Origin of the sequence: Veillonella parvula, assembly GCF_945949885.1 — a bacterium.
Lineage (GTDB): Bacteria > Bacillota > Negativicutes > Veillonellales > Veillonellaceae > Veillonella > Veillonella parvula_B.
The window spans coordinates 17,468-32,174 of sequence record NZ_CAMFFZ010000001.1; the positions used below are offsets into that span (position 1 = coordinate 17,468).

The 14,707-nt window shown below is 36.9% G+C and carries 11 protein-coding genes; all 11 read right to left on the reverse strand.

The genetic code is table 11. The features are described 5' to 3' along the window. Nucleotides 1–28 precede the first annotated feature (28 nt). The 11 genes from Q7O55_RS00090 to ispG all read right to left on the reverse strand — a co-directional run bounded on the left by Q7O55_RS00090 (nucleotide 29) and on the right by ispG (nucleotide 14,693). Nucleotides 29–1,267, reverse strand: coding sequence for a methionine gamma-lyase family protein (locus Q7O55_RS00090; protein WP_303927500.1), 1,239 nt, complete (start codon nucleotides 1,265–1,267; stop codon nucleotides 29–31). Then, complete coding sequence (gene miaA, locus Q7O55_RS00095; RefSeq protein ID WP_303927501.1) at nucleotides 1,264–2,193, reverse strand: tRNA (adenosine(37)-N6)-dimethylallyltransferase MiaA; 930 nt, start codon at nucleotides 2,191–2,193, stop codon at nucleotides 1,264–1,266. Before miaA ends, Q7O55_RS00090 begins: the two co-directional genes overlap by 4 nt. Beyond that, nucleotides 2,193–3,002 (reverse strand): class I SAM-dependent methyltransferase, encoded by an 810-nt coding sequence (locus Q7O55_RS00100; protein ID WP_303927503.1) that lies wholly within the window; start codon nucleotides 3,000–3,002, stop codon nucleotides 2,193–2,195. The genes miaA and Q7O55_RS00100 overlap by 1 nt, the downstream gene beginning before the upstream one ends. 1 nt (nucleotide 3,003) lies before the next feature. Then, entirely contained in the window at nucleotides 3,004–5,049 is a 2,046-nt protein-coding gene (mutL, locus tag Q7O55_RS00105) for a DNA mismatch repair endonuclease MutL (protein ID WP_303927505.1), read from the reverse strand. Next, nucleotides 5,049–7,682, reverse strand: a complete 2,634-nt coding sequence (gene mutS, locus Q7O55_RS00110; protein ID WP_303927507.1) for a DNA mismatch repair protein MutS — start codon at nucleotides 7,680–7,682, stop codon at nucleotides 5,049–5,051. Before mutS ends, mutL begins: the two co-directional genes overlap by 1 nt. Nucleotides 7,683–7,708: 26 nt before the next feature. Next, complete coding sequence (locus Q7O55_RS00115; RefSeq protein WP_303927509.1) at nucleotides 7,709–8,509, reverse strand: class I SAM-dependent methyltransferase; 801 nt, start codon at nucleotides 8,507–8,509, stop codon at nucleotides 7,709–7,711. Between the two features lie 229 nt (nucleotides 8,510–8,738). After that, on the reverse strand, nucleotides 8,739–10,052 hold the full coding sequence (gene miaB / locus Q7O55_RS00120) for a tRNA (N6-isopentenyl adenosine(37)-C2)-methylthiotransferase MiaB (protein ID WP_303927511.1): 1,314 nt from the start codon (nucleotides 10,050–10,052) through the stop codon (nucleotides 8,739–8,741). An 8-nt stretch (nucleotides 10,053–10,060) separates the two neighbouring features. Continuing rightward, entirely contained in the window at nucleotides 10,061–10,936 is an 876-nt protein-coding gene (locus tag Q7O55_RS00125) for an Asp23/Gls24 family envelope stress response protein (RefSeq protein WP_303927512.1), read from the reverse strand. Between the two features lie 14 nt (nucleotides 10,937–10,950). Then, the gene (locus tag Q7O55_RS00130; protein ID WP_303927514.1) at nucleotides 10,951–11,778 is read right to left on the reverse strand and encodes a PHP domain-containing protein; all 828 of its coding nucleotides are present in this window, start codon (nucleotides 11,776–11,778) and stop codon (nucleotides 10,951–10,953) included. 117 nt (nucleotides 11,779–11,895) lie between these two features. Then, nucleotides 11,896–13,614, reverse strand: coding sequence for a proline--tRNA ligase (locus Q7O55_RS00135; protein ID WP_303927516.1), 1,719 nt, complete (start codon nucleotides 13,612–13,614; stop codon nucleotides 11,896–11,898). Then, nucleotides 13,608–14,693, reverse strand: coding sequence for a flavodoxin-dependent (E)-4-hydroxy-3-methylbut-2-enyl-diphosphate synthase (ispG, locus tag Q7O55_RS00140; protein WP_004695704.1), 1,086 nt, complete (start codon nucleotides 14,691–14,693; stop codon nucleotides 13,608–13,610). The genes Q7O55_RS00135 and ispG overlap by 7 nt, the downstream gene beginning before the upstream one ends. Between the last annotated feature and the right edge of the window lie 14 nt (nucleotides 14,694–14,707).

Below are 14,707 nucleotides of genomic sequence, written 5' to 3' on the forward strand. Positions count from 1 at the left end.
CTTCTCTAAAAGAAAGAGATTCTAAATATTATCTATGTTTTAATAGCTCTTCAGCAGCTCCTAAAATACCAAGCATGGAATGTTCAAATACTAAACCACCTTGCATGAAAATCGTATATGGTGGACGTACAGGCCCATCGGCACTCAGCTCAATAGAAGATCCTTGCACAAAGGTACCTCCAGCCATAATAATTTTATCTTCGTATCCCGGCATGTCGCCTGGAATTGGATGTACATGAGCATCTACAGGAGAGTAAGCCTGCATACCTACGCAGAAATGCTCCATTTCTTCTCCATTTTTCAGATTGATAGCTTGAATCAAATCATAACGATCTGCATCTACCTTAGGGAATACATCATAACCTAATAACTCACCTACCGCTGCAGTATACACAGCGCCTTTAAGCGCTTGTAAGACTACATGAGGCGCCATAAATAAGCCTTGGAAGAATAATCGATAACCATGTGCATACGAACCCATATGATCACCCAAACCAGGAGCCGTCAATTGATACGCTGCATCTTCAACAAGATCTTCACGGCCTACGATATAACCACCTGTGGGCGCTAAACCGCCTCCCGCATTTTTGATGAGCGAACCTGCCATGATATCTGCACCAACTTCTAAAGGTTCTTGAAGTTCTGTAAATTCACCATAACAATTATCTACGAAACAAATTGTATTCGGATTTTTAGCTTTTACAGAGTCTACAATAATCTTAATATCTGCAATAGATAATGGCTCACGTGTGCTATAGCCGCGAGAACGTTGAATAACCACTACTCTAGTATTATCATTAACAGCTTTAGCAATGGCATCTACATCATAGGCATTATCTTTCAAAGGTACCTCTGTATAGATAAAGCCTTTTTCTACTAAAGAACCACGCACTTCACGAGATGCACCGATAACAGATTGCATCGTATCGTAAGGAGCCCCAACAGCATATATAAATTCAGTACCTTTAGAACCATTTCCCAGCAAAGAAATTAGCGTCGTTGCTAATGCATGTGTACCAGAAACAAAGTGCGGTCGTACAATAGCCTTTTCACCTTTAAATACATAGGCAAAAACTTCATCTAATTTCTCACGACCTACATCGTTATAACCATAACCAGTTGTACCCGTAAAATGATAATCAGATACTTGGCACTCTTTAAAGGCTTCTAATACTTTTTTTGTATTGGCCAATGCAATAGGTTCAAACTTTTTGAATTCAGGTTCAGCCATTTCAAGGGCTTTACTGCGTATTTCTTCTAATGTCATGCTAATCCTTCTCTACGAATTAAATCCATAGCTTTATTAAATATAAAATCCTTTGATGTATTACAGTCAATATAAATCCACTCTATATAGGGCATCCGTTTATACCATGTAATCTGGCGCTTAGCAAAATGACGTGTATTCTTCTTAATCAAATCACGACATTCATCTAATGTTATACTGCCATTTATATAGTCTACAACTTCTTTATAACCAATACCTTTAAATGCTTGGCAATCTAGCTTCACACCAGATTTTATGAGTTGTTCCACTTCTTCAACCAAGCCTGCATCAAACATCATATCAACGCGTAAATTGATGCGCTCATATAGTTTATCACGGTCTCTCATGAGACCGATAACAGGCCCTTTATAGGATAAACCATCTTTAGTCTGATTTCGTAACGAATCTACATCACCATTATGCAAGATCTCAATGACACGATATAGACGATGTTTATCAGTATATTGAATTTCAATATCTTGTTCTTTGCCTAATGTGAAAGCATATTCTCGTAAGCCTTCAATACCTTTGGTATTATATAGCTCATCTAGTCCTGCTCGTAAACTTTTATCAGGCTTAACATCATTAAAGTTATAGTTCTCCAATAATGATTGAACATAAAGCCCTGTACCACCAGACAGAATAGGAAGAATATTTCTATCTTTTAATCTTGCAATTATCTCTTTAGCTTGATCTTGGAAAATAGATACCGAATATGAATCATTTGGTTCCAGTATATCGATGAGATGATGTTTCACCCGATTAAGTTCATCCACCGATGGTTTAGCGGTACCAATATTAAGTTGTTTATATACTTGGTAAGCATCACCAGAAATAACCTCGGCATTAAGTTGTTCAGCTAATTCCAAGGTAAGATCCGTTTTGCCCACCGCAGTAGGTCCAACGATGGTAATTAAGGGATTCACTATAACTCCTTCATATATACACCATAGCCTATGCGGCTATATTTGCCTCCGACCCATTTATGAGGTGGATATTTCTGAAAGACCGAACTAAACGGTCGTTCTTTAATGATAACACCACAAGAGGCAACACGCATAGCCTCCTCCATAATTTTATCATCAATATGACTTTCCATTGTATGTCCACGAAGTGGTTTAAATTGAGGACTCTCTTCTACAGGAACCTCAAACATGGGGTCAAAATAAATAATATCTATACTATCATCTGGAAGATTAGGTACATAGGTTTCAAAAGTATCATGACTTACCTCAATGCGACGTAATGCATCCGTCACACTTTTCACATTATGCGAATAATGAGCTAAACCATAAGATGTGGCAAGCCAAATAGGTAAAGAACCTTCTAGGCCTTTTATTTTAGCCTGAGAAAAAGCATAGCTTACAACAATACTGTCACTGCCAAGACCAATTGTACAATCAAGAAACGAAAACTCTTCTTTACCAAGCGGATGATTAGCATTTAATATTGTTTGCACAGTATTAATTAAATGATCCCCTTCTCCACGTTGTAAACGTAGTATACGCAATTGAGCCATCGATAAATGAAAACTATGCTGTTGATTATTGGGAAAATGAATGGTTAGGCCATTACCAGAAAGAACCGCAATGTAATCACATAGATGTGCGTCAAATAATGCTGGTATAGATAATTTTCCTCTTTTTATATAAGTCATATGCATAGAGGAAGCCAACACTTTGGCTTCCTCTTGAATGGCCTCATTAGATTTTTGGGCTGTAGTTAATATATTCATGTTAAGACCGTAAGAATAATTTACCTAATTCATCAGGTGTAAATTTGATTATCGTAGGACGACCATGAGGACATACATATGGTTTTTCGGTACTAAATAAGTCCTCAATTAAAGTAGTCATTTGATACATATTTAAATTATGACCTGCCTTGATTGCCCCTCTACAAGACGCATAGGCTAACATTTCATGTCGTAATTGAGCCTTAGTAGGCTGTTGATGATCATGTAAGTAAGAGAATACATATTGGAGAATTTCAAAAGCTTTTGACTCTACCAAATCTACAGGAGCTCCTACTAATTTTATCTTAGTAGGACCACCCAACTCTACATCGAAACCAAGATCAAGTAATGTTTCTCGTTCTTCCTCTACTAAATTCATTTCATCATCTGTGGCCTCATTATATTGAGGAACCAAAATAGATTGCATAGGAATCGATTCAGAAGATTTACACAACTTATCATAACGCACACGCTCATGTGCGGCATGTTGGTCTATGATATATAGATCATCACCTTTTTTAGCTAATATATAACAAGATGCAACTTGCCCCATTGGTAAAAAGCCCGAGTTATGAATTGTACGCTCTTCTACCTCTTCGTTACGAATATCATGAGACAAGGATTTAAACTTCTCTACATCTTCCGTAGTATAACTAGTGTATGCAGTAGGAACAGCAGCAAAGCTTTCCTCCACAAAAGAGGATTGTTCATAAGTTGTCTTTGGTGCAGGTGGTGTATACCCCTTAGTTTTAAGGTTCTCCACAAACTGTGAAGTTTCACCGCGCATGACTTCATAGCCTTTTGTACGGCGCCCACCAAAGACCTTATCATAATCTATAGCTGTTGCTATATGTTCTGCAGACTGCATCGAATCGTGTACAGTAGTAGGCGCTTGATAAGAATCATAAGTAGTATTACCAGCTAAGAATGTACTATCAGATCTAAAATTCTTAATATCACTGTTACTATTGCTAGCAATATCATTACCATATTTCTCGGATATGTTAGCAACTGCGCCAGTCATATAAGATGATGACTCTCGTTCATATCGTTCATGAAGTGGGTTATTTAAAGCATTTAAGATACCGTGATATACAGCTTTAAATATAATCTTATCGTCAGAAAATTTAACTTCACTCTTGCGAGGATGTACGTTTATATCAACCATTCTCGCAGGCACAGTTATATTTAGTACCACCAAAGGATGACCATTTTTCGGTAATAGTGCATGGTATGCATTATCGATAGCCTTCATTATAGTTTTATCAGAAATCACTCGATTATTAACGATAATGGTCTGCCATACCCTTGTGCTTTTAAGAAGTGTGGGCTTACTCACTACGCCATCGATATAAATGGAGTCGCTTTCATAGGCAACTGTAAAAATATCACCCTTGGTTTTATATCCATATAGCGCAGCTACAGTATCACCAATATCTCCATTTCCTGGTGTAATAATAGCTACCCGATCATCGATAATAAGTTTAAAAGAAATATATGGATTACTTAGCGCTAATTTTCCTACAATATCTTGAATTTTAGAGGATTCTGTACGCTCAGTTTTCAAGAATTTACGACGAGCCGGCGTATTATAAAACAAATCTTTAATTTCGATAGTTGTACCAGGTGCTGCACCATAAGGAATACAATCGGTAAAAGTGCCACCATCAACAATAATACGAGTCCCCAAGTCAGAGTCTGCTTTACGAGTGGTCAAAGAGAAATGAGATACAGAGGCAATACTAGCCAAGGCCTCCCCACGAAAGCCTAAGGACGCAATATCAAAGAGGTCCTCGACTTGTTGAATTTTAGAGGTTGCATGACGTAAAACCGCCAAGCGAGCATCCTCTTCCGTCATACCAATGCCATTATCGGTAATACGCATGTATGCTACACCACCATCACCGATTTCAATCTCTATATTGGTAGCTGATGCATCAATAGAGTTTTCTATGAGCTCTTTAATAACTGATGCGGGACGTTCAACGACTTCACCGGCAGCTATCTTATTGATTGTCGTTTCATCCAATACGTGAATGGTTGCCATTATTTCCCACCTCCTTTACGAGCCTCCTCTTGTAGTTCATATAATTTATTTAATGCTTCAATTGGAGTCATGCTCATTACATCGACTTCCAATAAGCTATCTACTACGGAATGTGTAAATAAATTTCCTAGTGGGGAATCACTAACTTGCTTAACAGCTGGTTTTGCTACATTAGTAAGTTGAGCCCCCATAACTCGATTATTTAAGTCACTTGCATCGTGACTTTGATCTTCCAACGATTCCAAAATCACTTCAGCTCGTTTTAATACAGAATTCGGTAAGCCTGCCAATCTAGCAACATGAATACCATAACTGCGATCAGCACCACCTTTAATGATACGGCGCAAGAAAGCAACATCTTTCCCTTTTTCTTTAACAGCTACTGTATAATTTTTTAATTTACTATAGTTTTCTTCTAAGCAAATCAATTCATGGTAGTGCGTTGCAAATAAAGTCTTGCTATGAATGTGCTTACAAATATGTTCCACTACGGCTTGTGCAATACTTAAGCCATCAAAGGTACTCGTCCCCCGACCAATTTCATCAAGAATAATCAAGCTATTGTGAGTAGCATTCTCTAAAATATAAGCTACCTCTTTCATTTCCACCATGAACGTACTTTGACCAGTAGAAATATCATCACTAGCACCAACACGTGTAAAAATACGATCTACAGGAGAGATAGAGGCCTCACGAGCGGGAATAAAGGAACCAATCTGTGCCATAATCATTAAAATAGCCGCTTGGCGCATGTAAGTAGACTTACCTGCCATATTAGGGCCTGTAATGAGTAAGAATTCCTCATCATCATGATTTAGAACAATATCATTTGGTACGAACACCTCTCGTTTTAAAAACTTTTCAATAACCGGATGGCGACCATCACGAATATTGATTTGACCATTCATAACAATAGTTGGACAAATATAGTTTTCTTCGTATCCGACTAATGCTAATGAGCATAATACATCAAGGTCTGCAAGAGCTCGAGCGGTTTCTTGTACCTCTTTAATAACCAGTTTGATATCATTGCGTAATTGTTGATATAGTTCGTGCTCCAACGCAATGATTTTATCTTTTGCACTGAGAATTTTAATTTCAAACTCTTTTAACTCAGGTGTAATATAACGTTCAGCATTGGCCAAGGTTTGTTTTCGAATAAAATAATCTGGCACTTGTTCTGATTTACTATGTGATACTTCAAAATAGTAACCAAACACTTTATTATAACCAGTCTTAATTTTTGAAAGCCCTGTAGCTTCTCTAATATCCGCTTCCATCTTGGCGAGCCATTGCTCGCTATTAGTCGCTAAAGAACGTAGCTCATCTAAATCAGCATTAAAGCCATCTTTAATAACTCGACCATCTTTTAATGTCAACGCTGGTTGCTCTGCAATAGCACGACATAATAAGTCATAAATATCTTTATGATCATGAATGCATTCATTAATCGACGTTAAAGCTAGACTTGAACATGTACTTAATACATTCTTAATATCCGGTAAAACTGCTAATGATTCACGAAGTGCTGTTAAATCTCTTGGAGACACCGATCCGGTTTCAACACGACCTACGATGCGTTCAAAATCGTAAATACAATCTAAAAAGCTTTGAATATGAGAGCGTTCAGCACCGCGTGTAATGAGTTCTGCCACGGCTGCTTGGCGACGTTGAATTTGATTTACATCAGTTAACGGGCTTTCAAGCCATTGTTTTAAAAGGCGTGCCCCCATTGGTGTCAACGTACGATCTAGCACATCAAGTAAAGTACCTTTTTGACCACCATCACGTAAATTGTGAGTAATTTCAAGGTGACGCAAAGAAGATGTATCAAGAATGAGGCGATTACCTACACTTAATTGATGTACATAGTTGATATGAGAAATTTCAGACTTAATTATATCTTCTAAATATAAAAGCATATAACCTAAAGCTTCCCATACGTCCTCTTCCATAAGGCCTAAATCACCAAAATGAGTTACAGCTTTTTCAGCTACTTCACGCTGTGTATAGTAGGTAGAAAAAGGAGAAAATACGACATTACTAAATTGGTTTTCAATAAAATCTCGAATATCTTGCGGTAATATCGTTCCTTCAGGCAATATGATTTCACTTGGTCGATACATGCTAAGTGCATCGTACATATCACTGCGTTTTTCACAATTTGTAATGCGATGCCAAATAACTTCGCCTGTAGATACATCGGAAAACACAAGAATCCACGCATCTTTTACCATATAAAATAATGATAAAAAGTTATTTGACCTTGCATCGTTGCCATTCTCCGTCATCACCGTCCCCGGTGTAATGACTTTTATAACATCGCGCTTAACGATGCCCTTTACTGCTTTTGGATCCTCTAATTGCTCACAAATAGCAACCTTATACCCCTTTTTAACGAGCGTTTCAATGTAGCTTTCAGCAGCATGAAAAGGAACGCCACACATCGGTGTGCGTTCCTCATCTCCTGTAGGTCGACCTGTTAAGGTAATATTAAGTTCACGAGATGCAACTAAAGCATCATCATTAAATAATTCATAAAAGTCACCTAAGCGAAAGAACAGTAATTCTTCAGAGTATCTAGATTTAATATCTAAATACTGCTCCATCATAGGTGTTTGCTTTTTACTCATATTCACCTCATATATTATGAGTCATATCACAGATTTCGCTTATATTCGTATATACCCATGCGGTTATTGAACAAATATATGAACGGATACAACAATTTATAAACAATAGGCGCTAAGGACAACATACTTCTTGTAAAATTAATCAGTCCAGTTTGTTTAAGTTTAGGATTCATAATTACAATTTCATGACCATCCTTAGTTCCCCATTGAAAAGTAACATCCATTTTACTGAGCATATCATGTTGTTTACTACGTTTTGCCACGTAAGGAGAAATCATATCAAGATATAAGGTAAATTCTTCAAAAGAATCAGTCAGTAAGCCTAAGAATTGCTTCATTTCATCCAGTGTAAGATACATAACTACCCCTTCACTAACAAGCAATAGTTTTCGGCCATTTATCTCAATATTTTTAGTCCACAATTCATCAGTTATAGAGCTCACTACGTTATGTACTCGTTCATGAGGCTCAAAAAATTGTGAACGTGCCTCAATCACTCCGGCAAAATCGATATTATACCAATCAATATAACCGTTGTCGACTCGATAAAACATAGTATCTAAACCGGCACCTAATGATACGACGATACAATCTGGATAAAGAGATATAAACTTTCGTATCTCATTATCAATAACTTTAGCCCGTCCTAAAATACCATAATAGGACATCTTAACATCTTTAAATTGATCAAAATCATACTCAATCTGATTTATAATCTCCAAGGATTTTTTATCCTTCAATACGGATTGTTCAGACTCGTAATCTTTCGCTCTCGCATATAGTGTCAATAATGCCGTTTCGCCTACAGCGTTTAAATCTAAATTCATAGTTACACCTTCTTTATAGAAAATACAATATCTAAATGGTGTTCATACCTATGAAAGTCATCAATATACAACTTTTATATTATTCTATTATTATAACACACATGATTTCTAATCAGTATCTATGATAAAAAAGAACATCGTCACCATATGTTTGGCACACTAATTTTAGATAAAAAATCTAACCTTAGAGTTAACATAATAGTGACGAGTTCTCTTTAATTCTAATCGTTTATTTTAAAATATTACCATAACAAACCCATGTTTGAGCTTTATCGATATAAGCTGGTACAGTTTGACCGATTGATAAGGACTCGTCTTTTGGGAATAAAACCATTTTATTACCAGACGTACGACCGAACCACATATCTTCATCACGAGGACTTGGTCCCTCTATAATAATATCAAATACTTGTCCTTCCATAGGTTTATTTAGTTCATAAGAAATTTCATTTTGTACATCCATCAATGTCTGTAAACGAACACGCTTAACCTCTTCAGGAATTTGATCATCCATAGTCGCAGCTAGCGTTCCAGAACGCTTAGAGTAGATGAACGTATAAGCCATATCATAGCGTACATCTTTTAATAACTGTAATGTAGCTTGAAAATCTTCCTCAGTTTCTCCTGGGAAACCTACGATGATATCCGTAGTCACCACCACATCTTTTATTTTTTCACGGCAATAAGAAAGCAATTCTTTATAATGCTCTACCGTATAATGACGATTCATTTTCTTTAAAATACGATTGGAACCAGATTGAATAGGTAAATGTAAATGCGTCACAATATTAGATGACCTACCAAGAGCATCAATCATAGACTTACTCATATCTTGAGGATGACTTGTCATATAGCGAATACGTTCTATACCAGGAATACCATCAAGAGCATCAACTAATGTACCAAAATCTGTACCATCTTTAAAATCTAGGCCATAAGAGTTTACATTTTGACCCAATAAGGTGATTTCTTTAAATCCTTTAGCCCCTAGGTCTGTAACCTCTTTAACAATGGCCTCTACAGGACGGCTAATTTCTCTACCACGTACATGGGGAACGATACAATAGGTGCAAAATTTATTACAACCATTCATAATAGGTACCCATGCATAAAAAGAACCATTTGGTTTTGCCTCTAATTCAGGTAATACAGAGTTATCCATATCTACGTTGATTTGATGCGTGTGACCGCATTGTACCTCTTCAATCATCTCATTAATATGTTGAATATTATGAGTACCTAATACAATATCAATATGTGGAGCTCGTTTAAACATTTCTGCCTGATTTTTTTGAGCCATACATCCTGTAACGGCGATAATCAAATTTTTATTATTACGTTTTAGTCTTTTTAGTTCACCTATGCGGCCATAAACTTTAGTTTCTGCATTTTCGCGCACTGCACAAGTATTTAACAGAATTAAATCTGCAGTTTCAACTTCATCTGTTGGCGTATATCCAACAGACTCTAGCTGATGGGATAAGCGCTCAGAATCGGCGGTATTCATTTGACAACCATAGGTGTAAATATAATAAGACTTCATTCTAACTCCTATACTTTAACAATCTTACGTTTTGTTTCAATAATATTCTTAACTTTAATGGACATACGTTCAATAGACATGCCGGTAATATATTCAATTTCATTGCGAACAGATTTTTGTACCTGTTGCATCAATGGTTTAACAGGATATCCATGTTCAATAACTACAGCCATATCAACAACAAGACCGTTTTGACCTTTGTCGCTTTTTTTAAAAGAAATTATACTGGTCTCATCGACACCAGCTACTTTTTTTAACCCATTTCTAATCAATTTAATAATTACTTCATCGTCAAATGTGAGTCGACCATAGTAACTAAAAGCAGGCCGTACAACAGAACGTTCAAATCCTTCAGAACCAATTTGACCTAATGTATCTTGATCTTGTTTTTTTAAAGTACGGCGGCGCCACATCGTTTTGATTGGATCAATCAAATACCCCCTAAAGTGTGGCTTTAATTCCATTGTGGGCACAGGAATTATATGCTTACCCTCTTTAAGGCGTGCATGTTGTGCCTTTTCAATTTCCTTGGGTGTTGCAACATCTTCTATGCGAATATATCGATCAGGTTCTTGTAGCCCCAAAGCTTTAGTAATCTTCTTAACCATATTATCAGAGGTGCCGATAATCATAAGCTTATTAGGTTTAATCTTATCTAGTTGTTCACGTACAGATTTAACCTGCACTTCATCTTGGAAAATAGCACGCCGAACAGCTTTTAAGCGACTAGACTCTTTTTTTGCAGAAAAGCCAGCCACGATTTTATTATCATGAATCAAAATACCATCATCGATGATACATTCAATTTTATTTTCATGAGCAACTACGAGTGCACGATGACTCTTACCTGTGCCACTACTACCTACAAATGCAATGACTTCCATAGTCTACCTCATATTTATAACAAACTAATAAATTCTGATACATCTTCACCGGATACTAAGTAATCACCAAACTTATCAGGTTTTTTTTCTGGAATCCCATGATAATCAGAACCACCCGTAATAAAGAGGCTATGATCCTTAGCTAATGCTTTATATCTTTCTACATCATCATCATTATGTTTTGAATGATATACCTCAATACCATCAAAATCATAATCTAACATTTCCAACACATATTCATCACTGGTAACCAATTTAGGATGAGCCATAACGGCAAGTCCACCCGCTTTATGAATGATATCGATAATATGATGAACCTCTACTTTTACCTTAGGCACATAGCAAGGACTACCTTTTCGTAAAATGCCTTTAAAAACATCATTAACATCCTTAGCATAACCACCATCAATTAAAAGTTTACCAATATGTGGACGCCCATAGGCTTTTGTATCAGGAAATTGTTTAATGAGCTCTTCTTTTGTAATGTGATAGCCTTCATTATTACAACGTCTAATGATTTCATCGATACGTTCTTCACGCTTCCTTTTAAAGAACGTAATAAAATCGTTTAATTCTTTATTAGTTTCATCAAAACAATACCCTAAAATATGAATGGAATTATCTTTATAATCAGCACTAAACTCGCAGCCATTTACGACTTTAACAGATTCATTAGGATCTAATTCTTTTTGAGCAGCACGTAATGCTTGAATACCATCTATTTCATCGTGATCAGTTAAAGCCATCATAGACACATTACAGTCTAAGGCGTGGCGTAACAAATCCCTAGGTGTTTCAACACCATCTGAAAAGACGGAATGCATATGAAAATCTACAAGCATATACTACCTCCCATTATAAATATCCTATCATTTAATTATGACTGATTTAGTCCATTAATTCAAGTTTATAAAGAAAAATTGCGACCCTAGTGAGCATACACTAAAATCGCAATTTTATTATAAGTTTTGAAGTAACTCTGTGACTTTTGTGGCTACAGAATCAATAGCACAAGGAAGTGCTTCTCCAGACTTACGAATTTGAATTTCTACTTCATTATTTTCAAGAGTATTTTTGCTTACCGTAATGCGAAGTGGATAACCAATCAAATCAGCATCCTTAAACTTAACGCCTGCACGATCTTTACGATCATCTAACAATACATCAACACCAGCATCTTGTAAAGCAGTATAAATAGTTTGACTAGTAGACATTAGTGCTTCGTCTTTTGCATTAATTGGCACAATAACTGCTTCAAATGGAGCGATAGAACGTGGCCAAATGATACCATTTTCATCGTGATATTGCTCAATAGCAGCAGCTAATGTACGAGATACACCGATACCATAGCAACCCATCATCATAGGATTAGGACGACCATTTTGATCTAAGAATGTAGCTTGTAATGCTTCAGAATATTTGGTACCCAATTTAAATACTTGACCTACTTCGATGCCTTTAGCATGTTCTAAAGCACCACCACATTTAGGACACACATCGTCCTTCGTGATCAAACGAATTGGAGCAACAATAATGTCTTCTACATTAAAATCCCGTTTTGGATTGATATTAACATAGTGAGCATCTTTTTTATTAGCACCACCACAAACATTGTAAGTTTCCATAACAGATTCATCAACAACGATAGCAAATTCATCTGTTTGTTGTAATCCTACAGGACTGATAAAGCCAGCTGTTAAACCTACTTTTTCCAATTCTTCAGGGGTAGCCATCTCAGGCTCTACAGAGCCAAGTACGGCATGTTGTACAGCGACTTCATTTACTTCATGGTCACCACGAACAATGGCTAATACCACTTTACCATCAATAGAAAATACCACCGCTTTAATAGTTTTATGTAATGGTAAATTTAACATGTCTGCCACAGCTTCAATAGAACTCGCATTTGGTGTATCCACAACAGATAACTCATGAAAAACTTCTTCGTCTTGCTTCATGATACCAGGCTTGCCGATTTCAATGTTAGCTGCATAATCACACTTAGTACAATATACGATATCAGCTTCACCAGCTTCAGCAATGGCCATGAACTCATGCGTACCACTACCACCGATTGCACCACTATCAGCCTCTACTGGGCGGAATGTAAGACCACAACGTGTAAAAATACGTGTATATGCATCGTACATAGATTTATAGGATTCATCTAAACCCGCTTCATCTACATCAAAAGAATAAGCATCTTTCATAATGAATTCACGGCTACGCATCAAGCCATAACGTGGACGACGCTCATCACGGAATTTACTTTGAATTTGATATAAGTTGACTGGTAATTGACGATATGAGTTAATCTCATTTTTAACGAGGGTTGTAATCATCTCTTCATGTGTTGGTCCTAGACAAAACTCATTATCATGACGATCATTGATACGCATCATTTCTGCGCCATATGCGTTCCAACGGCCAGACTCTTTCCAAATTTCTGCAGGCTGTAAAATTGGCATCATAATTTCTTGAGCACTAGCACGATCCATTTCTTCACGTACAATAGCTTCAATCTTTTTAATACTTTTCCAACCCAATGGTAAAAAACTATATAAACCATTTGCAGTTTTACGCATAAAACCAGCGCGAAGCATAAGCTGTTGGCTTACTACATCAGCGTCAGATGGAACCTCACGCAATGTAGGTGCATATAATTTAGTGGCTAACATAAAGACTCCTCATCTAAATTTTCTAAATATTGGTCAATTTCTCTAAACAATGTATCTACTAATTCGGCTTCTGGTACAGTCTTAATAACTTTCCCTTTACGGAAAATGATACCTTGACCATCACCACCAGCGATACCAAAGTCGGCCTCACGCGCTTCCCCTGGACCATTTACAACACACCCCATAACGGCAACCTTAATAGGCGCTTTTATGGATGCTAGACGTTCTTCTACAATACCAGCCATATCAAATAAATTTACTTGGCAACGACCACATGTAGGACAAGATATCATAGTGGCCCCAAAATTTCTTAATCCTAAGCTACTTAAAATACTTCTACCTACTTCAATTTCGTGAATTGGATCTCCAGTTAAGGATACCCGTAATGTATCACCAATGCCATCGAGCAATAATGCACCAATCCCCATAGCAGATTTAATAGTGCCTTGTTTAATAGTACCAGCTTCTGTTACACCTAAATGTAACGGATAAGGAATCTTATCAGATAACTTACGATATGCTTCCACCATTAGAGGTACTTCCGTTGCTTTAATAGATAATTTCATTTGACGATAATCGAGTTTTTCTAAAATTCTTACGTGTTCTAAAGCGGTTTCAACCATACCGTCCGCGGTAGGATGTCCTCCATGAGCATCGAGAATATGCTTTGGTAAAGAGCCTGCATTAACACCAATGCGAATTGGGATTTGTTTAGGTTTTGCCTTTTCAATAACGGCTAAAACCTTATCTTCACCACCAATATTTCCTGGATTAATGCGCAATCCATCAACATTATTTTCAATAGCTTCTAAAGCTAATCTATAATCAAAGTGAATATCGGCGATCAAAGGGATTGAAATGCCCGCTCTAACAGCCTTTAAAGCCTTTGCAGATGCCATTGTAGGAACGGCGACACGAACCAGTTCACAACCAGCCTCTGCTAAATGATTAATTTCTGCAATTGCCTTCTCTGTATGTACTGGATCCGTAGTAATCATAGATTGAATACTTACCGGTGCATAATCGCCGATTTTAACTGTACCTACATAGATACCATTTGTTGGTTTACGTACAATCATTGTAATCTCCCATC